Source organism: Streptomyces sp. CNP082, assembly GCF_059570535.1.
In genome coordinates this window covers 1-20,741 of sequence record NZ_JCANSZ010000002.1, presented here as the reverse complement: position 1 = coordinate 20,741, position 20,741 = coordinate 1, and the positions used below count along the sequence as shown (strand labels likewise).

Sequence of the window (20,741 nt, the reverse complement as noted above, 5' to 3'; positions counted from 1 at the left end):
CCGTCGTCTGGTGCTCGGCACGATTCCCCCGTTCCGTCACCTCGCCTGAGGTGCCAAAAAGTATAGGTCCAGCGGTTTTCAGGGAGCTTTCCGGTCAATTCGCCCGGCGGGTTTGTGCGGCTCCGCGCCCTCGGCCGTCGATGTGCCCCGTTCCGTCACCCGCTGCACCACCAGGCAGGCGATTCCGAACACCAGCCCCCAGAACGCCGCCGCGAGCCCCAGGAGCGTGAGCCCGGAGGCGGTGGTGAGGAAAGCCACGAGCGCGGGGGTACGGTCGCGGGTCTGAGCGAACGCCCCCGACAGGCTGCCGCCGAGCGCGCCGAGCAGGGCGACGCCCGCGGCCACCGACACCAGCGCCGGCGGCAGCGTGGCGAAGAGCGCGGCGACCGTCGTACCGAACAGGCCGACCGCGACGTACAGCACCCCGCAGCTCAGCCCGGCCACGTACCGGCGGTCGCGGTCCGGGTGCGCATCCGGCCCCGCGCAGATCGCCGCGGTGATCGCGCCCAGGTTCAGCGCGTGCGCCCCGAACGGCGCGAAGGCGGCGGACGCCACGCCCGTGTCCCGTACCAGCGGGCCGGAGGGCAGCGCGTACCCCGCCTCCCGCAGCGCCCCGACTCCCGCCGCGTTCTGCGCCGACATGGTGACCAGGAACAGCGGCAGCGCCAGGCTCACCAGCGCCTCGCCCGGCCACGCGGGGGCCGTGAACACGGGTGTCGCCGGGGACAGCCGGACCCCGTCCGGGGACAGCGTGCCGTCGAGCGCCGTCACCGCGACGGCCGCGGCGAGCGGCACCGTGATGGCGTACCGGGGCGCCACCCGCTGGAGGACGACGTACCCCGCCAGCATCACCCCTGCCACCGCGGGCGCGTCCTCCAGCGCCTGCAGCGCCTCCAGGCCGAACCGCAGCAGGATCCCGGCCAGCACCGCGGAGACGACGGCGGCCGGAATCCGCCGCATCAGCGCCTCGAACCAGCCGGTCACCCCGACCAGCACCGTCAGCGCGGCAGCCGCGAGATACGCCCCGACGGCCGCCGCGTACGGCACCTCGTCCAACTGCGTGACCAGGAGCGCCGCCCCGGGCGTCGACCAGGCCGCGACGACCGGCGCGCGGTACCGCCAGCTCAGCACGAGCCCGGTCACGCCGCTGCCGACGGCGACAGCCCAGATCCACGACGAGAGCTGGTCCTCCTCCAGGCCGCCCGAGTGGGCTGCCTGCACCACGACGGCCAGCGGTCCCGCGAACGAGACCACGACCGCGACCGCCCCGGCGACCACCGCCGACAGTGACGCGTCCCGCCACACCCGCCGCGCGTGGCCGCCGAGGGCGGTCGCCATCACAGGATCTCGACGTTGGCGGCCGGCCGCAGCCGCCGCCGGCAGTCCAGGACGTGCCGCGCGCCGCGCAGCACCACGTCGTAGTCGAAGTCGTCGTGGTCGGTGAGCAGCACCACCGCGTCCGCGGCGGCCACCTCCTGTTCGGTCAGCTCCACCCGGCGCACCCTGCTGTCCAGCGGCGCCGTCTCCCGTACGTGCGGGTCCACCGCGTGCACCTGCGCGCCGGTGCGCAGCAGCAGCTCCGCGACCTTCAGCGACGGCGACTCCCGGGCGTCGCCGCTGTTGCGCTTGTACGCCAGCCCCAGCAGCAGCACCCGGGAGCCGTTCGCCGGCCGCTGGCGCTCGTTGAGCGCCTCGACCAGGCGCTGCACCACGTACTGCGGCATCTGGCTGTTGACGTCGTTGGCGAGGTCGACGAACCGGAAGCGGCGGCCCAACTGGCGCTCCACCCGCCAGGACAGATAGCGCGGGTCGACCGGCAGACAGTGGCCCCCCACCCCGGGGCCCGGGGTGAAGGGCATGAAGCCGAACGGTTTGGAGGAGGCCGCGTCGATCGCCTCCCAGGCGTCCACGCCGAGTTCGCGGGCGATCACCGCCATCTCGTTGACCAGGGCGATGTTGACGTGCCGGTAGGTGTTCTCCATCAGCTTGGCGAACTCGGCGACCTTCGGGTCGCGCACCGGCACCGTCCGCTCCACCACCGTGCCGTAGAACTCCTCGACCCGGCGCAGGGACTCCTCGTCCGTCCCCGAGACGATCTTGGGAGTGGTCTCCAGCGTCCAGCGCGGGTTGCCGGGGTCGATGCGCTCGGGGCTGTAGCCGAGGTGGAAGTCGACGCCGGGGCGCAGCCCGCTCTCCTTCTCCAGCAGCGCCCCGAACACGTCCTCGGTGGTGCCCGGGTACGTGGTCGACTCCAGCACGACCAGGTTCCCGGTCCTGATATGCCCGGCCAGCGTGAGTGCCGCATCCTCGATGCAGGTCAGGTCGGGGACGTCGTCCAGGAGCGGCGTCGGTACGGTGACGACGGCCACATCGAAGCCGGCGAGTTCGCCGGCGTCGGTCGTGGGGCGGTAGGCACCGGACTCCAGCGCCTTGGCCAGGCGCCCCTCGTCCACGTCTTCCACGAAGGACTCGCCCGCCGCCAGCCGGGCGATCCGGGAGGCGTCCACGTCGTAGCCCACGACCGTGTGGCCGGCTTCCACCGCCCGTACCGCCAGCGGCAGCCCCACGTACCCTTGGCCGACGACCGCCACGCGACGCCCCGGGCGCCGGGGCGCGCGGCCGTTCCTCGATTGGGACATGGTGTGCCCTTTCAGCCGTAGTGCACGACGACAAGGTTCGCCGCGATCAGGAGGACGACGCCCCAGCGGTGGATGGTGACGCCTTGCTTGCGGGCCGACAGCACCTCACCCGCGAAGAGCCCGGTGTACGCCTGCCGGGCGCGCATCCCCACCACCGGCACCAGGAACGCGCAGAACCACCACGGCACCGCGCCGACGGCCGCGGCCAGGACGATCGCCGCGGTCTCGGTGAGCGAGAGCAGGGCGACGAAGCTCCGGTAGCCGCCCGGGGAGATGCTCGTGGCCAGGTTGCGGCGGCCCGCCTCGCGGTCGCCGTCCACGTCGTTGATGTTGGAGTAGACCGAGACCATCAGGCTCCAGAGCCCGAACAGGAAGCACTCCAGCCAGGCCGCGCCGGTCATCTCCCCGTTCAGCAGCGCGAAGGGGATGAGCACGCACAGCCCGGTGCTCATCCAGATGACCGCCTCCTGGCCACCGCGGTAGCTGAGTTTCAGACCGTACGAGTACTGCACGCTGATGACGACCGAGAAGCCCGCCGCCACCAGCACCCACCACGGCCGGTGCGGCGCGACCCACGCGGTCAGCGCCCACAGCGCGCTGCCCCCGAGGGCGCAGCCCCAGCCGAAGAGCAGCGCCTGCCGCAGCGTGATCCGCCCGTCGAGGAGCGGCTTGCGGTCCCGGGAGCGCAGCGAGGCACCCGGGTCGTAGTTGCGGGCGTCGCTGCCGTCCCTGAGCCCGGTGACGTCGTCCAGCGTGACCGTCGCGGCCACCACGCCGACCCAGCCCGCGTCGAAGAGGACCAGCACCCACCAGGTGCGCGGCTCCTCCCAGGCGGCGGTGGGCAGCAGCGCCAGGACCACCAGGACGCACAGGTAGTAGTCGAAGAACGCCAGCTTCGCCAGCTTCGCGTACGCGCCCAGCCGGTCCCGTACCTCCGGACGGGCGGGCGCCGAGGCCGCCGCCGTCACCGCCCCGGCTCCGGTCCGCCGGCCTTGCGGGCGACCGTGCTGATCAGCACCTGGCTCAGCCAGCGGTTGGCCGGGTCGGCCATCTCGGCCAGCGCCGCGTCGATCCTGGCGTCGTCCAGCAGCCCGGCGCCCACGATCCGCGGGCGCATGAACTCCAGCCACAGCATGTAGTGCCGCGCCTGGTCGGAGCCGCCCTGCACCATCACCGCCCGGCCCTCGGCGGTCGCCTTCAGCCCGGCGTCCAGCACCAGTTGCAGGTCGACGTGGCCGCCGCGCGGATCGTGCCCCGACTTGCGCATCAGCCCGTACCCGGCGGCCCGTACGTCCTGGAGGAAGTCCTCCGAGACGACGGAGCGGAAGAGGGTGGAGGAGTCGGTGTCCTCCAGGAACAGCACCCCTCCCGGCCGCAGCGCGCGCACCATGCGTGCCACCGCGGCGGGCCGGTCGGGCAGGTGCTGCAGCACCATGCGGGAATGCACGAGGTCGAACGCCGCCGCCGGCAGCTCCTCCGACCGCAGATCGTGCCGTACGACGTCCACCTGCGGCAGCTCGGCCAGCGTGCGCAGGCGCTCGGTCTGCAGGTCGGTGGCGAGGACCCGGCCCGTCGGGCCGACCAGGTCCGCGAGCTGCCGCACCATGGAGCCCGAGCCGGCCCCGATCTCCAGGCAGTGCCAGCCAGGGCCCACGCCCAGCGCGGCCAGCCGCTCTGCGGTGCCCGGATCCCAGATCGCCTCGTTCGTGCGCAGCCGCTCCGTCTCCTTCTCCCAGACCGGGTCGAAGACGTAGTCCTGCTTGGCCGGCGCGTGCGTCATCGCGGTCTCCCTCGCTCGTGCGCGCGTGCTCATGCGTAGAACTCACAGACGGTGTCGGCGATGAACTCCGCCTCGGCGTCGGACAGATGGGGCCAGATCGGGATGGCCAGGTTGCGCGCGGAGGCGAGTTCGGCGTTCGGCCAGCGGCCGTCCGGGTCGGCCCACGGCGCGAAGGCAGGCTGCCGGGGGAGGGGCACGGGGTAGTAGATATGGGTGCCGATGCGGCGCTCCGTCAGATATGCGCGCAGGTCCTCGCGGCGGTCGACGAGCAGTGAGTAGACGTAGTAGCAGCGGCCGTTGCGCCCGGCAGGCGGGGCGAGGACGCCGCGCTCGCGCAGCGGCTCGAAGCGCTCGGTGTAGTAGTCGGCGATCCGGGCGCGGCGCTCCAGCCGGTCCGGGAAGCCGGGCAGCCGGTGCAGTTGGAACGCGGCGAGCACCTCGTCGAACCGGCTGTTCTGGCCGATGCGGTGGTGCAGGAAGCGGTGCACGCCGTCCTGCCCGTGGTTGCGCAGCATCCGTGCGGCGCGGGCCAGTTCGGGGTCGTCGGTCAGCACCATCCCGCCCTCCCCCGCCGTGCCGAACGCCTTCACCTGGAAGAACGAGAAAACCCCGAGGTCCCCCCAGCGGCCGGCGGGCCGGCCGTCCAGGACCGCGCCCTGGGCGACGGCCGCGTCCTCGATCAGCGCGAGGCGGTTTTCCCGGGCGATGGCGCCCAGCCGCTCCATGTCCGCCATGATCGAGAAGACATGGGCCGGCATCAGCGCCTTGGTGCGCTCGGTGATCAGCGACTTCGTCGCGTCGGGGTCGAGCACCATGGTCCACGGGTCGACATCGGCGAAGACCGGCGTGGCACCGACGTTCGCCACCGAACTGGCCACCGGCTGGCAGCAGAAGGCCGGGACGATCACCTCGTCGCCCGGTCCGATGCCCAGCGCCCGTACGGACAGCTCCAGCGCCCCCGTGCCGCTGGAGCAGGCGACGACATGTCCGGCGCCCGTCGCCTCGCGCAGGGCCTCCTCCAACCGGGCGGTGCGCTCGCCGAGGATGAACTTCTGCTCGGGGCCCGTACCCAGCTCGTGGACCGCCGACAGCAGCGCCTCGCGATCCTCCTCGAACAGATCGGGGGGAAAGAAGGGCAGGGTCTTCACGATGCGGCCCCCGTGTAGAAGCGGCGGACGGCCTCGCAGACCCGCTGTACGTCGTCGAGGCTGAGGTCCGGGTGGAAGGGAAGGGCGACGGTGCGCTCGCAGGCGGCCTCCGCATGGGGGAAGTCGCCCCGGCGGTAGCCCAGTTCCGCGAAGCAGGGCTGCAGGTGCAGCGGCGTCGGGTAGTAGGTCTCGGTGCCGATGCCCTCGCGGGTGAGGTGCTCGACCAGGGCGTCGCGCCGCTCGGCTTCGATCACGTACACGTAGAAGACGGGGTCCGCCGGCACCTGCCGTTCGGCCACCGTGGGCAGCCGTAGGATGCCGGGCGTGCCGGTCAGCAGCTCGGTGTACGCCGCCGCCAGCTCCGCCCGGCGCGCGATCGCGTCGTCGAGCCGGGGCAGTTTGCCGAGCAGCACGGACGCCTGGATGTCGTCCATCTTGCTGTTCGTACCGGAGGCTCCGGAGAGGTTGGAGATGCCGGCGATGTGATCGACCGTGCGGCCCATCCGCCCGTGGTGGCGCAGGATCGCCACCCGCTCCGCGATCTCGGCGTCGTCGGTCAGGACGGCACCGCCGTCGCCCAGCGCGCCCAGGGTCTTGGTCGGGAAGAACGACAGCACGCCGCCGTCGCCGAGCAGCCCGGCGTGGACGCCGGCGCGGCGCATGCCGATCGCCTCCGCGCTGTCCTCCACCACCCTCAGCCCGTGTCTCTCGGCCAGGGCGCCGAGCGCTCCCATGTCCGCGAGCTGCCAGAACAGGTGCACCGGCATGATGGCCTTGGTACGCGGCGTGACGGCAGCCCCGACGGACGCCGGATCCATCGCGTACGTCTGCGGATCGATGTCGGCGAACACCGGAGTGGCGCGGGCCAGCGCCACGGACGAGGCCGAGGCCACGAAGCTGAACGCCGGCACGACGACCTCGTCGCCGGGCCCGACGCCGCAGGCCCGCAGCAGCAGGACGAGGGCGTCCGTCCCGCTGTTGACCGCCACCACGTGCCGGGCGCCGGTGTATTCGGAAAGCGCCTTTTCCAACTCGGCGACCTGCCGGCCGTGCGAATACTTGCCGCGGTCGAACATCTCGTTGAGGTGGCGTTTGATGTCTGGCCAGCAGTCGTCGAAAGTTTCGGCCTGAGTGAAGAACGGGACCGGATAACTGCTTTCCGGTTCCGTGTTTTCGGCGGTACTCCGGGTGGTGGATATCACGCGGTAGTCCTCCGTTTACCGGGCGGAGACATCGATGTTTGCAGTAGAGCCCTTCGCTTTCACGACGGCAACGGGCAGATCCCTGTCAGCGCCTGTGGCAAGCACCCGGCAAGCATCAGCCATACCGACTGTTCGGAACGTTGAACATGCAGATCAGAGACGGGAAGCCGACGCCGTGCGAGGGCCGTGCGGGGGCCGTGGCGACGGGTGCCGCCGACCCGTGCTTGACACCCCGGCCGCCTTAACGCAACTTTTTCGAAGCGCCGTTGCGTCGTTGCGCCACGAATGTCCGTCTCCCCAGCGGGTGACGGAGGAGGTGCCTTCCTTGAATTCATCGGTCCCGGAATTCATCGGTTCCGGCCCGCGTCGTTCCAGCCGTCGTGGCCCGCCGACCCCGAGTCGCCGGCCGTCGACATTACCTGCTCCCGCGTCGCCGGCACGTGCCGGGCGTCCTGGAGATTCCGCCGACGACGGCCTCGCTTTTCCCCGGCGGGCACCGAGCCGACGGCCCCTCGCCACACCGGTGGCGTACCGGGACCGCTGAGAGGAGCCGTACCACATGAAACGGACACTGATCATCGGGCTCGGGCGAGCCGGCCTGGGACTGCACTGGGCGGTCCTGCGCCGGCTGCGCGCCGCCGGGCGGCATCCCGACCTCTTCGACCCGGCCCCCGTCCTCACCCTCGACCCCCTCGCCCCCGCCGCACCCGCGCCCGCCGAGGAGCTGCGGGCCGTCTCCTCCATCGCCGAGGCGCGCGGCCTGCTGGACCCCGAGCACACCGTCGTGCACCTGTGCACGCCGCCCGTCGCCCGCCTCGGACTGCTGCGCGAGCTGGCCGCCGCCGGCTTCCGGCGGATCATCGTCGAGAAACCCCTCGCAGCCGACCGGAGTGCCGTCCAGGACATCCTCGGCCTCGCCCGCGCCGAGCGGCTGCACCTGGCAGTCGTCGCCCCGTGGCTGGCCAGCTCCCTGACCGCGCGCCTCGTCCGCGTGGTCGAGGAGGGCGAGCTGGGCGAGCTGCGGTCCATCGACGTACGGCAGAGCAAGCCGCGGATGAGCCGCACCCTCGCCACCGAGGGCCACCCCACCGCGTTCGACGTCGAACCGCCGCACTCCGTCGGGGTGTGCCTGCAACTCGCCGGCGACGCCGTCCTCACCAGTGCCGGACTGACGGACATGCGCGTCGGCGACACCGTCGTCCCCGGCATGGGCCGCGCCGAACTCCTCCTGCAGCACCGGTCGGCCACCAGCCGGATCACCTCCGACCTCACCGCCCCCGTCCGCGAGCGCCGCATCCAACTGCGGTTCACCGGCGGCCGGGCGGTCGCGCACTACCCGGGAGCCGACGACGACCACTACGCCCAACTGCGGTTCAGCCGTTACGGCCGCCCCGAGACCTGGGAGGTCTTCCCCGACGACGCGCTGTCCGCGTACTTCACCGACGCCTACCGCGCGCTGCGCGACGGCACGGATCTGGAACCCCGACTGCTCAACGCCGCCCGCGTGGTGGAGCTGCTCGCCGACGCCAAGGAGGCGAGCCGCCGTACGGATCCGGCGGACGCGCTCCCGCCCGCCGCGCCGTCCGGACGGAGCGTGAGCCATGCGGGCTGACACGCCGGCCGGACCCGCCCCCGGCATCTCCCGGCCCCAGGCGCCGCCCGGCATCCGCTACGCCGGCATCGGTGACGAGGCCGCCCCCGACCTCGACGGCCAGCTCAGTGCCGTCCGGCAGCTCGGCTGGACCGCGGTGGAGCTGCGCGACGTCGACGGGACGGCCCTCGCCGACCTCGACGCCGCCGCGTTCGACCGCACCGCCGCGGCGCTGGACGAGGCGGGCCTCGACGTGGTGTGCGTGGACTCCCGCATCGCCAACTGGGCCCGCCCCATAACCGGCGACTTCGAGCTGGACCGCGCGGAGCTGGAGCGCCTGGCCACCCGCTGCGCCACCCTCGGCACCCGCTACGTCCGCGTCATGTCGTACCCCAACGACCCCGACGCCCCCCTCGGTGAACCGGAGTGGGCCCGCCGGACCGTGGCACGGATGCGGCGCCTGGCCCGGCAGGCCGAGGACGCCGGTCTGGTGCTGCTGCACGAGAACTGCGCCGGCTGGGCCGGCGCCGACGCCGCGCGCTCGCTGCGGCTGCTGGCCGAGGTCGACAGCCCGGCGCTGCGGCTGGTCTTCGACACCGGCAACGGGGTGGCGTACGGCTACGAGGCCTACGACCTGCTCGCCGAACTCGTCGACCACGTGGAGCACGTCCAGGTCAAGGACGCCCGCGCCGAAGCCGGCGAGGCCGTCTACACCCTGCCGGGCGAGGGCACGTGCCGCGTCGCGGACTGCCTGCAGTTGCTCCTCGACCGCGGCTACACCGGCTGCTTCTCCATCGAGCCGCACCGCGCGGTCCGTCCCCACGAGGGCCGTACCGACGCCGGCCGGGACGGGATCGCCGGGTTCGTCGAGTACGGCCGTGCCCTGGAGGTCCTGGCCGCCGGGCTGACCCGGAAGGCGGTCCCGTGAGCGGCGTCCGGCTGGCTCCCGGGGAGCGGGAGCTGCTGCTGCACCTGCTGGAGCTGCCCACCGCCGGCCCGCTGGAGGGCGGGGCGGAGCCGCGGCTGTGGGAGGCCCAGCACGCCTACGCCGACGCCGCCGAGCTTCTCGGCTTCGACGCCGTGCACCACGCCGCCGCCGACCCGGCGGAGCTGACGGACGACCAGGTGCCGCTGGCCGTGCGCCGGGCCGTCGCGGACGACCCCGGCTTCCTCGCCGCACAGCCCTCCCTGGTGCTGGCGCTCGGCCCCGAGCTGCCGCCGGCGGACACCGTGATGTTCAACGTGCACCTGGACACCGTCGCCGGCGTGGAGCCGGTCGGCTTCGACGGGCAGCGGTTCACCGGCCGCGGCGCGACCGACGCCAAGGGCCCCGCCGTGGCACTGCTCGCCGGGATCCGCGCCGCCCTCGACGCCGCCCCCGGCCTGGCCGACGGCACCCGGGTGCTCATCCAGGCCGTCGCCGGCGAAGAGGGCGGCGCCATGGGGGTGTTCGGCACCCGCCCGCTGATCCGCCGCGGCTTCTACGGCCGGCTCAACCTGTTCTGCGAACCGACCGGCCTGCGGCTGCTGCGGCGCGCCACCGCCGCGATGACCGCCTGCGTACGCGTCGACGGCGACGACGCCATCGACGACCGGCCCGCCGCCGGCCACAACGCCACCGTCCTGCTCGGCCACCTCGCCCAGCGGCTCGCCACCCGGCTCCCGCAGCACGCCGCCGGCGGCCAGGTCTGCGTCGCCGGCCTCCACACCGGCCACCTGCACAACCGGGTGTACGGCAGCGGCCGGCTGCTGCTCAACTGCTCCTACCCCGACTCCGCCGCCGGCCGGGCCCTGGCCGGACACCTGGAGCGCGAGGTCACCGACGGGCTGCGGGAGTTCACCGCCGCCTACGCGGGCCACCGGGACCTGGCCCGTACCGCGGCCGACGCCGCCTCGATCACCCGCGTCGAGTGGCACAAGCGCGGCCTGCCCGCGCTCGCGCCGACCGACGACCCATGGGCGGCCGAACTCCTGGAGCGCGGCGGGGACATCGCCCCCTGGCCCGCCGACGAACCCGCGTTCACCTGCGACGCGCTGTGGGCAGCGGGTCTGCCCGGCACGTACACCGCCGTCCTCGGCCCCGGAGACCTCGACCGCAACCATGCCCACGCGGCGGGGGAGTTCGCCGACCTGACCGATCTCGAAGCCTTCGCCGGGGCGGTGAGCGGGATCCTCACCCGGTTCGCCGCCCGGCGCCACGCCGTCACGGGAGGAACACGACAGTGACCCAGCCGACCGACGCCCCGCCCCACGCCGGGGTGAGCGTCCCCTACGACGCCCTCGTGGCCTTCACCGCCGAGGTCTTCGCAGACCGCGGGGTGCCGGCGGAGCGGGCGCGCACCGCCGCCGAGGCACTCGTCCACGGCGACCTCACCGGCACCACCTCGCACGGCCTGGCCAACCTCACCCGCCTCTACCTGCCGGCCCTGGACGCCGGCCGCATCGACGCCACCGCGGAACCGGCGAAGATCACCGACACCGGTGCCGCCGTCTACCTCGACGGGCGCCGCTCCCTCGGCCTGTGGGCCGCCACCGAGGCGCTGGAGCTGGCCGCCGACCGCGCCCGGGAGTCCGGCGTCGCCATGGTGACGATGCGCGACGCCACCCACTTCGGCTGCGCCGGCTACCACACCGCGCGTATCGCCCGGCGCGGCATGGTCGCCGTCCTCGCCTCCAACTGCGGCCGGCAGCGCATCGCCCGCCCGCCGGGCGGCCGGGCGGCGATGCTCGGCACCAACCCCTTCAGCGTCGCGGCACCGGCCGGAGACCGGCCCCCGTACGTGCTGGACATGAGCACCACCGTCGTCCCGACGGGCCGGGTGCGGGCCGCCGCCCGCGCCGGCGAGCCGATCCCCGAGGGGTGGCTGGAGGACGCCGAAGGCCGCCCCGTCACCGACCCGCACGCGCTGGACTCCGGCGAGGGCTTCCTGCGCTGGCTCGGCGGCGACCCCGCCACCGGCGCCTTCAAGGGCTACGGGCTCGGCCTGATGGTCGAGGTGCTGGCCGCCCTGGTGCCCGGCGCCGGACTCGGCCCCGCCCCCGAGGCGCTGACCGGCGACGGCCGGCCCACCGGGCAGGACGACGACATCGGCCTGACCGCCCTAGTGCTGGCCCCCGGCGCGCTGCGCCCCGAGCCGGACTTCCGCAGCGACGCCGACGGCCTCTTCGGCGCCCTGCTGGACTGCCCGCCGCTCGACCCCGCCCGCCCGGTCGGCTACCCCGGCCGCCCCGAGGAGCTGGCCGCCGCACACCACCGCCGCACCGGCGTACCGCTGTCCGCCGAACGCCACGCCGAGCTGACCGCCCTGGCCGACGAGTGCGGTCTGGCCTTTCCCGGGGCAGGTGCCCGATGAGCCGCCCCGCCGCCCCGCCCCGGCGCGTCGGCCTCATCGGCCTCGGCGTCATCTCGAAGTTCTACGTGGCCGCCTTCGACCGGCTCCCAGGACTGGAGCTGGCCGCCGTGTGCGACCTGCGGCCCGCCGCCCTGGGCCCGTTCCACGGCACAGCCGCCTGCTACACGGGCCACGCCGACCTCCTGGCCGACGCCGCCGTCGACGCGGTGGTGGTCAACGTGCCCAACGACGCGCACGCCGCGGTCTGCACCGACGCCCTCGCCGCGGGCGTCGCGGTCTGCGTCGAGAAGCCCCTGGCCACCCGGGTCGAGGACGGCCGCGCGCTCGCCGCGCTGGCCGCCGGCAAGGGCGTCGCCCTCCTCACCTCCTTCCACCGCCGCTACAACTCCTCCGTCCAGCGCCTGCTCCACAAGGTCACGGCCGCCGGCGCACCCGTGCGCTCGATGACCGTCCGCTATCTGGAGCGCATCGAGGACCACGCCGGCAGCGACCGCTGGTACCTCGACGCCGAGCGCTGCGGCGGCGGCTGCGTCGCCGACAACGGCCCCAACGCCTTCGACCTGGTACGGCTGTTCCTCGGCGACGTCGGCCTGGAAACCGCCGACGTCGAACGCGACGAGTCCGGCACCGACCGCCGGGCCGACGTCGTCCTGGGCGCGGCGTCCGGCGCGACCGCCCGCGTCGAGCTGGACTGGTCCTACCCCGGCGAGGTCAAGGACGTCGAGGTCGAACTGGCCGACGGCACCCGGCTGTACGCCGACATGCTCGCCGGCCACCCGGAGTTCAAGGGTTCGCTGTGGCACGAGTACGTCGGCGTGCTCACCGACTTCGAGAGCCGGCTGCGGGCGCCGGACACCGCCGACGGCGGACTCGCCGCCCTGGAACTGGTCGACGCCGTCTACCGAGCAGAAGGAGCACTCCGGTGAACCCGTACGAGGACGGCGCCAAGCGCGTCGTGCCCGCCACCGTCGTCAAGGTGCTGACCCACCGCCGCTTCGAACGGGGCATGCGGCTGGAGGAGTTCACCAGCCGCTGCGTCCGCGTCGGAGAGGTGCACGAGCTGGTCACCACCGACCAGACCGGCAGCCCGCCCGGTGCCCGCATCGACCGCGTGGGCTTCCTCGGCTTCGCCGAGATCCAGGGCGCCGGGGTGCTCGACCGCGGCGACGAGGTGTGGATCGGCGACCGGCTCGTGGGCACCGTGCTGGGCTTCGACGCCTGCCACTTCCCCAACCACTACAACGTGCTGATCGGCGTCGAGTACCTGGTGACCGGCCCCGATCTGGCCCTGAGCCCGGAGGCGCGGGTGTCGTTCCGCCAGGTCACGGCCGACCTGGGCGCGAGCCGGCGGGTGGGCACCGGGAGCTGACGGTGGACCCGCCGGTACGTACCGCGAGATCCGCTCCCGCCACGACGCCCGGCCCGCCGCCGCCGTCGCCCCTCTCCGGCGTCTCGCCGTCAACCCACTACAGCAGAAGGGAGCTGTTCGTATGAGCACCGTCGTGAGCATCGACGTGGCACCTCCGCACGACCCCGGCACCACCTGGCGGCTGGAAGGGGAGCTGTTCCTGCCCGCGGGCGACCCGCCCGACACCGTGCAACTGCTGCTGCCGGGTCTGACGTACGACCGCCGCTACTGGACCGCCCCGGGAACCATGGACTACACCCGGCACGCGGCCTGCGAGGGCTACGCCGTCCTGGCCCTGGACCGCCCCGGCACCGGCGGCAGCGTGCACCCGCCCGCCGGCCAGGTCACCGTGGACAGCAACGTCGCCGCGGTGCACCAAGTGGTCACCGCCCTGCGGCGGGGCGCGCCGGGCCTGCCCGCGTTCCGCCGCGTGGTGGCCGTCGGCCACTCGCTCGGCTCCGGGATCGCCCTGATCGAGGCGGCCCGCCACCGGGACCTGGACGCCCTGGTCGTCACCGGCCTGCTGCACGCGTTCGGCCCGCTGTACCCGGAGGCGATCCCGGCCCTGTACCCGGCCGCCGGGGACCCGGTGCTCGCGCCGACCAGCCCCCCGGAGGGCTACCTGACCACCCGGCCAGGCCGCCGCGCCGCACTCTACGAGCACCGCGCCGGCATGCACCCCTGGATGTCCGAGTACCACGAGGAGACCAAGTCGACCGTGACCGGCGGCGAGGGCGCCACGCTGGAGGCCATCTACCAGCCGGAGGCGGCCGCCGGCGTGCGCGTACCCGTGCTGCTCGTGATGGGCCGGGAGGACCGGCTCTTCGGCGGCGGCGAGGTGTCCACCGACGACGCCGCGTCCGTCGTGGCGTACGAGCGGAAGTTCTACACCGGCACCGCCGACCTGGAGGCGTTCGTGGTGCCCAACGCCGCGCACTCCCTGAACGTCCACCGCACCGCGCGGAGCTGGTACCGCGCCGCCCACCAGTGGCTCGCCCGGCGGAGTCCGGCGCATGACTGAGGCGAAGGGGCCGAAGATGAACGACCTCACGGCAGCCCGGGACGGCGGCAGCCACGCGATCGTGCTCGGGGGCAGCCTCGCCGGGCTCTGCGCCGCCGCCGCGCTGGCTCCGCACGTCGACCGGGTCACGCTGATCGAACGCGACCGCTACCCCGACGAGCCGGGCTGGCGCCGCGGCGTACCGCAGTCCCGGCACGTCCACAACCTGTTCGGCGCCGCCCAGAACGCCCTGGAGCTGCTGCTGCCCGGACTGCTCGGCGAACTGCGCGACCTCGGCATGGTCGACCTGCGGATGCCCAAGGACATGCTGCTGCTGATGCCGGGCGGCTGGGCGGAGCGCTTCGAGAGCCGGCACGTCATCCTGTCCGGCTCCCGCGACCTGCTCGACTGGGCGGTCAGACGCCGGGTCAGACAGTTACCCACCGTGCATGTGCGCGAGGAGACCGAGGCCGTCGGGCTCCTCGCGGGAGCCGGCGACTCGGTGCGCGGCGTACGGGTGCGGGAGCGGGACGCCGCGGCGCGCACCGGCTGGGGGGAGTCCCACGAGCTGGCCGCCGACCTCGTCGTGGACACCACAGGACGCGGCTCCCGCACCCCGGTGTGGCTGCGGGACCTCGGCTACCAGGCCCCGGAGAAGTCCGTCGTGGACGCCCGCTGCGCCTACGCCACCTGCCTCTTCGAACCCCCGGCCGGGCATGCCGCCGACTGGAAGTGCATCCTGCTCCAGTCGACCCCCGCAGAACCCCGCGCCGGCATCCTGAACCCCATCGAGAACAACCGCTGGATGGTCTCCGTCTCCGGCTTCGGGGGCGAGCGCCCGCCGCTGGACATCGAGGGCTTCTTCGACTTCGCCAAGGGCCTGCGGAGCACCGTGCTGTACGACGCGATCCGCGAGGCCAAGCCCCTCGACGAGGTGTACGGGTCGGGCCGTACGGAGAACAGGAGGCTCCACTACGACCGGCTGCCGCGCTGGCCGGACCGCTTCCTCGTCCTCGGCGACGCCGTCGGCGCCTTCAACCCGGCCTATGGCCAGGGCATATCCGTAGCCGGAAACTGCGCCCTGGCCCTGCGCCGCGCCCTGCAACGGGCCGGCACCCGCGGCACCGGCCGTATCCCGGCCGGCTTCACCGGCCCGCTCCGCAAGCGGATAGCCCGCTGCGTGGACGACGCGTGGGCGCTGTCGGGCAACGCCGACCTGGCCTACCCCGGAGCCGCCGACGGCCGGCTGCCGCTGGCCGCCCGGCTCGGCAAGCGCTACACCGACCGGCTGCTGAAGGTGGCGACCACCGACAGGACCGTGGCCACCGCCCTGTTCGACATGACGCACCTGCTGGCCCCGCCGAACGTGGTCATCCGGCCCCGGGTGCTGGCCTCCGTCCTGCGCGGCCCGAAGCACACCCGTTTCCCTGCCACTCCGCCTCCCGGCCCGCCGACGGGGGCCGGCCTGCCCGAGGAGCACGCATGACGACGGAGTCCGAGCGCATGGTCAAGGTCTACCGCAAGCGCGCCAAGCGCTACGACCTGACCTCCAACCGCCTCTACCTCATCGGCCAGCGCACCATGGCCTACAAGCACCTCGCCCTCAGGCAACTCGCCCTGCGGCCCGGTGACACGGTCGTGGACGTCGGCTGCGGCACCGGCCACAACCTGCCGCTGCTCGCCGAGGCGGTGGGCCCGGCCGGGCGGGTGATCGGCGTGGATCTCACCGACGCGATGCTGGAGCAGGCCGAGGACCGGGTGGGGCGAGCGGGGCTCAGCGGCCGGGTTGAGCTGGTGCAGGAGGACCTGACCACGTATCAGTATCCGGAGAACGTCCACGGCATCCTCGCCTGCTTCTCGCTCACGCTGATCGGCGAGTACGCCAAGGTCGTCAAGCGGGGCTACGAGGCGCTGCAGCCCGGCGGGCGGTGGGTGGTCCTGGACTACAGGCTGCCGCGCTGGTGGCCGGACCGGCTGATTCCGGCGCTGGGTCCGATGATCGCCCCGTTCGGCGGTGACACCAGCATGGTGCAGCGCCATCCGTGGGAACCGGTGGAGGACGGCGCGGCCCGCCACCAGACGCAGACCCGCTACGGGGGGTGGGTCTACGTGACGACGGGGGTGGCGCCGGGGCGGTAGCCCCGGGGGCGGTCACCGGCCGGTCCACGGGGGGAACGGCCGGCCGGCACGTCTGGCCCGCGGCCCGCACGCCGGGCCTGCGGCCGGCGCGTCCGGCCGGCCGTACGTCCTGTCTGTCTGCACGTACAGCGTGCTGCCTGCACGTATGGCCTGCTGCACGTATGGCCTGCTGCACGTCTGGCCTGCTCTGGCCTGCTCTGGCCTGCTCTGCTGGCCTCTGCGCACGTCTGGCCGGCGGTACGTCCGGCCTGCCCGCATTTCTGGCAGCACAAGAGAGGCTCTGACCGGCGTTCTGGCTGGTCAGAGCCTTGTGCTGGGGTCGTGACGGTGGCCGGGTCCGCAGGTTGGGCCCTCCCTGGGGGAGGAGGGCAGCCCTGCGCCCCCGGCAGGACTCGAACCTGCGACCAAGCGCTTAGAAGGCACGTGGTCTATTTGCACGCAAGTGGGGGCTGACCTGCGTGTATAAAGCTTCTTGACGCTGGCCTTCTGGGCGAGGGGGACCCATGGGGGAATGACCAGGGCAGCATCAGCGCCCTATGGAGTGGCACATCCGCTGATGCAAGGCGCTTCGCCGTCGGTACCTATGCCTGGTGCGGCAGCGCGAGTAGTCCAGGGCAGCCGGGTACACCGCGCCCCACCCCACCAGCCGATTAGGACGGGGCCGTCTGCGTACGGTGTGGCGACGACCACTCCGTGCAGGCGATGCGACGACAAGCTTCGCCGTCGGTGAACGCTGGCGCCCTCTACGCGTGGGCCCTCGACCGTGATCACGACGATGGCACTGAACACGAAGGAAGTGCCGATGAGTGCCTGGGTGCGTTTCCCATGCCCACGTTCTTGCCTCGAACGGCTCCCGCCCGCACGAGTGGACGTTGGCGATCCTCGCCAGCGCGGTCTAGTACGTACTAGATCCGTACGACGGCGGACGCGTGGAGGACCGCCTATCCGTCGGAGGCGCTGACCGCGAAGGGGGTCTGCACGGCGACCACAAGCGACGACAGGCGCGTCAGCGGAACAGTCCCGCGCCTGCGGGGAGTGCACCTCGGTTGCTGGCCCGCTGCTGGCCCGAAGGGCGCGTGAGCGCGTGGCTCGGGGGGCCGACGCGGACAGCGGTGACCCGACGGGGCGCGGGGGCCAGCTCCATCGCCGCCTGGCCGCGTTTGTACGGTGACGCGCGGGATCCTCCTCGGCAGTCGAACTGGCCAGCATCACTCCGGTTCCGCGACGGACTAGCGCCAGCCCCCAGGAATCCCGCGGGTCACCGGGCGCGTCGCGTTGTCTGTCGCCCGTGATTCGGTATCGTCGCCTGGCAGGCCAGGGACGGCCTGGAGGCGAGCGATCCGCCCGGGCGGAGCCGCAGATGCCCCAAGGGTGCGATGCCCAGTCCCCGCAGTACGCGTTCTCGGTGTCCGTGCGTGCCTTCCTCCACGGCTGCCGCCCGGGGGCAGCCGGAGCAGGAACCTCATGCCGCACACGACCGACAAGCGGATCCGCGAGGAACTCGCCCGCCTTCTGTACCTGCGACGACTCCAGGCAAAAGACCGCCGACCCACCCTGGATCCCACTGACCGCGGGCAACTCGCCTTCCAGGCCCTCCTCTTCGAGTGCCTGATGAGTAACCGTGAACACCCGCACCCACTGGAACAGCCGCGGAAGGGCGCGATGGCCAGCATCAGCGGTTACCTGAACGCAATCTGCCTTCAACCCGGCCATCTGGAGATCCACACCAACACCGCCTGCCGCGTCGCCAGCCGCCTCCTGCCCTTCCTCCACGAAGACCACGGCGTCTGCGGCATCCCCGGCCTCCGGGTGATCGACTTCGCCTGCCGACGGGTCCGCCTGATCCACCTGCCCACGGGAGCACGCCTCGACCTCGTCGACGGGTACCGCTTTCAGGGCAAGGACCTTGCGCGCCTGGTCTTCCGACAGGAGACCGATTGGCATCACAAAGACGGGCGCTCGCCGCTGTGGCGTCACGACGACCTCGTCGGCGAAGAAGCCGCGCACCATGCGTGCTGGGCCTACACCGCCAGCACACCGCTCCGCAGCGCCCTCCTGATGCGCTCCATGCCGCTTTGGTACCGCTTCGACCTTGTCCCGGCCTGGGTGGCCGGCCACCCCACACGCCCGGACCGGCTCATCTGGGACGCCTCCTCCGGCAATGGCGTCGATCAGGTAGTCGAGCTGCTGACGCGCTCCGCGGCCCGTATCCCGGGAGCCCTCTACCGCGAGAAGACGGCCTTCTCCGGAGTTCTTCAGCTCGGCTCGGCGCGCGCGCAGTTGATCAGCAATAGCTAGGATCCTCCGGCCGATGCATAGCGGGCTGGTACTTCGAAGCTGCCCTCTACCAGGCGGTGAACGCTCCGACCCCGCCGCACCCTGACGAAGAAGCCCAGAGAGCGCCGACTGCGTCTGGGACGGGCCCACGCCCCGGGTGGTGGCTTAGATCGCGGCGTACTCGCGTAGGGCGGCCAGGAGCACCGTTGCGTCTGCGCGCGCTGGGCCAAGACCCTCGCGAACCTTGACGCTCTGCTGGATCACGAACGCTCGCTGATCGTCGGGGAGATGATCTAGCACGGTCCGGTGCAGGCTGCGGCGATGTTGCTGCGGCAGTCTGCCTAGCACCGGCATCCCGTGCCGGGCCAGCTCGGTATCGACCATGGTGTCAAAGGCGTCCGGGCCGCCCTCATCGTGTGCACACCGAAGGAGGAGGCCGGACATGGGCAGATCGGCGAAGGGGACCCTGGCCAGGCAACTGTGCATCCAGGCAATTGCGGACTCCGCAGGATTCAGGGCGATGGTCCGGCGCTGCAGGCCCCCTGCGTGCACCGTGGCGCTCCTGGTCGTCCTTGGGAAGCGTCCGTCCGTGACGACGAGATGGTCGTCGGCCAGGGGAGAGAAGCCCAACTGGGGAAAGTCGGACCACTGGTTCTTCACCATGACGATGTGGTCGAACTCCGCGCGAGCGCACGCCAGGTAGGTCTCAAGTTCGCCGTGCACGTAGTCGGCCGTCCCCTTGAACATCGCACCGGATCCACCCGTCAAGCGCGCACGCTGCCACGAGGCTGTGATGGGACTGTTCTGGCGTCGGCTCTCCACTCGGAGTACCAGGGTGCGCATCCCCTGCTGCGCCCAGGCCGCGGCAAGTTGCTCAGCGGCGTCCAGTCGGTCGCTTCCCGAGGGATCGAGGAGTTGGAGTACATGCCCGGCGCGGCCCTCTCCGGTGCGGGCCGCAGGCTGCCCTTCGCGCAGGAACGCAGTGAGGACATGAACGCGGGCGCGGCCTCGTCGTCGAGCGGGGCGGGCATTCTCGCCATGGATCGCGCGGACGGTGAGCTGGCCAGAGTCATAGGTCTGGACGCATTGCTGCCCGTCGCAGTGGTGTCCGTCGGAGTCGGCAGTCAGTCCCGGTCCCGCCACTGACTCGGCGAGCGCGTTAGCTACGTCGTCATTGTGCAGCGGACGGTGTGGCGGAAGGCAGCGTTGTACCGTCCAGGTTAGGCCGGAGTCCTGCGGCTGGCTGGTGAATGTCACCGTGCTACTGGGGTCCAGTGACTCCCACAGATGCAGGCGGCGCAGCAGCGCACTGGCCAGGCGGGGCCCCACGCTGTGTGGGTCCGAGCGTTTCATCGATTGGCTCTTCGTCTGCACGGGTCTGCTGCGTCGGAAAGGCCGCGGCATCGGCTCGTGGGGGGTTTCCTTGGTCCACAACGGCACGTGCTGGCGGCGCTCAACCGCTGCCCGGTGGGCGCTCAGGGCTGCAGCGAGATCGCAGCCTGGGCGGCCAAGGAGGTGAGCGCGTCCGGCCCCGGTCCTGCCCAGGAGCAGTTCGATGCCTCGGCCACGGACTGAGGCCCGCAGGTCTAGGAGGCCGTGCCGGGAGCTGCGCCTATCTCGGTAGGGCAGCAGGAACAGCAGCGGGGCGAGAGACTCGGCCGATTCCATGCGCAGCACCAATTTATCGGGGTGCGGAACGACTTCGCTGATTCCCAGGGTATGGCGGCCTTGCCGCTCGCCGAGGGCTTGCAGCAGGTGGGATTCCAGCCGGGCCTGTTCGCTGTCCTTGGCCGCAGGCAGTGGGTCGGACCAGTCCCGAAGTTCGCATAGGCGGCGCCGTGCCCCCAGCAGACTCTCGCCGGTGAGTTGACGTCGGACGTCGACGATGTACTGCTCGATACGCATCACGCTCTCCTTTGTTTCTGCCCCGACCCGGCAGAAGGTGCGTGAAAGCAGGTCAGCGATCCAGCGCACCTTCGGTGCGCGCCGGGGGCGTGGTAAATCTCGTGGCGCGCGCCGGAAGTGCTTCTGTCCGCTCTGACGGGGCTGATGCCGGTCCGGGATGCTGGTGGGGTTCGTTCCGGCCGAAACCGATGCCTCTGTGATGCCGGTGAGCTCGCAGGTCAGCGTGGTGCTGGGGGCCTTCCACGGGAACCGTGGAGTGTTGCTGCGAAGCACGTGCGTCAGAATTCCTGATTCACCCT

The 20,741-nt window shown here is 72.4% G+C and carries 17 protein-coding genes and 1 tRNA gene; 10 read left to right on the top strand and 8 right to left on the bottom strand.

The features are described 5' to 3' along the window. Window positions 1-78: 78 nt before the first annotated feature. From B124_RS01670 to B124_RS01645, 6 genes are read right to left on the bottom strand one after another with little or no spacing between them, the layout of a single operon-like run. Window positions 79-1,338 (bottom strand): benzoate/H(+) symporter BenE family transporter, encoded by a 1,260-nt coding sequence (locus B124_RS01670; protein WP_496500784.1) that lies wholly within the window; start codon window positions 1,336-1,338, stop codon window positions 79-81. Beyond that, the gene (locus B124_RS01665; RefSeq protein WP_496500783.1) at window positions 1,338-2,639 is read right to left on the bottom strand and encodes a nucleotide sugar dehydrogenase; all 1,302 of its coding nucleotides are present in this window, start codon (window positions 2,637-2,639) and stop codon (window positions 1,338-1,340) included. Before B124_RS01665 ends, B124_RS01670 begins: the two co-directional genes overlap by 1 nt. An 11-nt stretch (window positions 2,640-2,650) precedes the next feature. Next, window positions 2,651-3,607: a UbiA family prenyltransferase gene (locus B124_RS01660; protein WP_496500782.1), complete on the bottom strand. Its 957-nt coding sequence runs from the start codon at window positions 3,605-3,607 to the stop codon at window positions 2,651-2,653. Further along, window positions 3,604-4,419: a class I SAM-dependent methyltransferase gene (locus B124_RS01655; RefSeq protein ID WP_496500781.1), complete on the bottom strand. Its 816-nt coding sequence runs from the start codon at window positions 4,417-4,419 to the stop codon at window positions 3,604-3,606. Before B124_RS01655 ends, B124_RS01660 begins: the two co-directional genes overlap by 4 nt. Window positions 4,420-4,448: 29 nt before the next feature. Next, the gene (locus B124_RS01650; protein ID WP_496500780.1) at window positions 4,449-5,567 is read right to left on the bottom strand and encodes a DegT/DnrJ/EryC1/StrS family aminotransferase; all 1,119 of its coding nucleotides are present in this window, start codon (window positions 5,565-5,567) and stop codon (window positions 4,449-4,451) included. Beyond that, on the bottom strand, window positions 5,564-6,769 hold the full coding sequence (locus B124_RS01645; protein ID WP_496500779.1) for a DegT/DnrJ/EryC1/StrS family aminotransferase: 1,206 nt from the start codon (window positions 6,767-6,769) through the stop codon (window positions 5,564-5,566). The genes B124_RS01650 and B124_RS01645 overlap by 4 nt, the downstream gene beginning before the upstream one ends. Window positions 6,770-7,328: 559 nt before the next feature. On the opposite strand from B124_RS01645, the gene B124_RS01640 reads away from it, so the two are divergent. The 9 genes from B124_RS01640 to B124_RS01600 all read left to right on the top strand — a co-directional run bounded on the left by B124_RS01640 (window position 7,329) and on the right by B124_RS01600 (window position 16,260). Continuing rightward, complete coding sequence (locus B124_RS01640) at window positions 7,329-8,381, top strand: Gfo/Idh/MocA family oxidoreductase (protein WP_496500778.1); 1,053 nt, start codon at window positions 7,329-7,331, stop codon at window positions 8,379-8,381. Continuing rightward, the gene (locus B124_RS01635; protein ID WP_496500777.1) at window positions 8,371-9,288 is read left to right on the top strand and encodes a sugar phosphate isomerase/epimerase family protein; all 918 of its coding nucleotides are present in this window, start codon (window positions 8,371-8,373) and stop codon (window positions 9,286-9,288) included. The genes B124_RS01640 and B124_RS01635 overlap by 11 nt, the downstream gene beginning before the upstream one ends. Beyond that, window positions 9,285-10,586 carry a M20/M25/M40 family metallo-hydrolase gene (locus B124_RS01630; protein ID WP_496500776.1) on the top strand — a complete coding sequence of 434 codons (1,302 nt, stop codon included), beginning with the start codon at window positions 9,285-9,287 and terminating at the stop codon, window positions 10,584-10,586. Before B124_RS01635 ends, B124_RS01630 begins: the two co-directional genes overlap by 4 nt. Next, window positions 10,583-11,713: an Ldh family oxidoreductase gene (locus B124_RS01625; RefSeq protein WP_496500775.1), complete on the top strand. Its 1,131-nt coding sequence runs from the start codon at window positions 10,583-10,585 to the stop codon at window positions 11,711-11,713. The genes B124_RS01630 and B124_RS01625 overlap by 4 nt, the downstream gene beginning before the upstream one ends. After that, the gene (locus tag B124_RS01620) at window positions 11,710-12,639 is read left to right on the top strand and encodes a Gfo/Idh/MocA family protein (RefSeq protein ID WP_496500774.1); all 930 of its coding nucleotides are present in this window, start codon (window positions 11,710-11,712) and stop codon (window positions 12,637-12,639) included. Before B124_RS01625 ends, B124_RS01620 begins: the two co-directional genes overlap by 4 nt. Then, a complete protein-coding gene (locus B124_RS01615; RefSeq protein WP_496500773.1) occupies window positions 12,636-13,082 on the top strand; it encodes a DUF6917 domain-containing protein in 447 nt (148 codons plus the stop codon). Before B124_RS01620 ends, B124_RS01615 begins: the two co-directional genes overlap by 4 nt. Window positions 13,083-13,203: 121 nt before the next feature. After that, entirely contained in the window at window positions 13,204-14,142 is a 939-nt protein-coding gene (locus tag B124_RS01610; RefSeq protein ID WP_496500772.1) for an alpha/beta hydrolase, read from the top strand. Continuing rightward, the gene (locus B124_RS01605; RefSeq protein WP_496500771.1) at window positions 14,135-15,607 is read left to right on the top strand and encodes an NAD(P)/FAD-dependent oxidoreductase; all 1,473 of its coding nucleotides are present in this window, start codon (window positions 14,135-14,137) and stop codon (window positions 15,605-15,607) included. The genes B124_RS01610 and B124_RS01605 overlap by 8 nt, the downstream gene beginning before the upstream one ends. Continuing rightward, window positions 15,604-16,260: a class I SAM-dependent methyltransferase gene (locus B124_RS01600; RefSeq protein WP_496500770.1), complete on the top strand. Its 657-nt coding sequence runs from the start codon at window positions 15,604-15,606 to the stop codon at window positions 16,258-16,260. The genes B124_RS01605 and B124_RS01600 overlap by 4 nt, the downstream gene beginning before the upstream one ends. A gap of 380 nt (window positions 16,261-16,640) precedes the next feature. On the opposite strand, the gene B124_RS01595 is transcribed toward B124_RS01600, so the two are convergent. Continuing rightward, a tRNA-Arg gene (locus B124_RS01595) sits at window positions 16,641-16,716 on the bottom strand. A 1,008-nt stretch (window positions 16,717-17,724) separates the two neighbouring features. Here B124_RS01595 and B124_RS01590 point away from each other — a divergent pair. After that, a complete protein-coding gene (locus tag B124_RS01590; protein WP_496500769.1) occupies window positions 17,725-18,558 on the top strand; it encodes a hypothetical protein in 834 nt (277 codons plus the stop codon). 144 nt (window positions 18,559-18,702) lie between these two features. Here the strand turns inward: B124_RS01590 and B124_RS01585 are convergent. Further along, window positions 18,703-20,741, bottom strand: a 2,039-nt coding sequence (locus tag B124_RS01585) for a hypothetical protein (protein WP_496500768.1), incomplete at its 5' end; no start/stop codon positions are given.

What these genes read in the sequence shown, in the direction of transcription:
- B124_RS01670 (WP_496500784.1), bottom strand. Translation starts at nt 1,338, where the DNA reads ATGGCGACCGCCCTCGGCGGCCACGCGCGGCGGGTGTGGCGGGACGCG.
- B124_RS01665 (WP_496500783.1), bottom strand. Translation starts at nt 2,639, where the DNA reads ATGTCCCAATCGAGGAACGGCCGCGCGCCCCGGCGCCCGGGGCGTCGC.
- B124_RS01655 (WP_496500781.1), bottom strand. Translation starts at nt 4,419, where the DNA reads ATGACGCACGCGCCGGCCAAGCAGGACTACGTCTTCGACCCGGTCTGG.
- B124_RS01640 (WP_496500778.1), top strand. Translation starts at nt 7,329, where the DNA reads ATGAAACGGACACTGATCATCGGGCTCGGGCGAGCCGGCCTGGGACTG.
- B124_RS01635 (WP_496500777.1), top strand. Translation starts at nt 8,371, where the DNA reads ATGCGGGCTGACACGCCGGCCGGACCCGCCCCCGGCATCTCCCGGCCC.
- B124_RS01620 (WP_496500774.1), top strand. Translation starts at nt 11,710, where the DNA reads ATGAGCCGCCCCGCCGCCCCGCCCCGGCGCGTCGGCCTCATCGGCCTC.
- B124_RS01610 (WP_496500772.1), top strand. Translation starts at nt 13,204, where the DNA reads ATGAGCACCGTCGTGAGCATCGACGTGGCACCTCCGCACGACCCCGGC.
- B124_RS01605 (WP_496500771.1), top strand. Translation starts at nt 14,135, where the DNA reads ATGACTGAGGCGAAGGGGCCGAAGATGAACGACCTCACGGCAGCCCGG.
- B124_RS01600 (WP_496500770.1), top strand. Translation starts at nt 15,604, where the DNA reads ATGACGACGGAGTCCGAGCGCATGGTCAAGGTCTACCGCAAGCGCGCC.
- B124_RS01590 (WP_496500769.1), top strand. Translation starts at nt 17,725, where the DNA reads ATGCCGCACACGACCGACAAGCGGATCCGCGAGGAACTCGCCCGCCTT.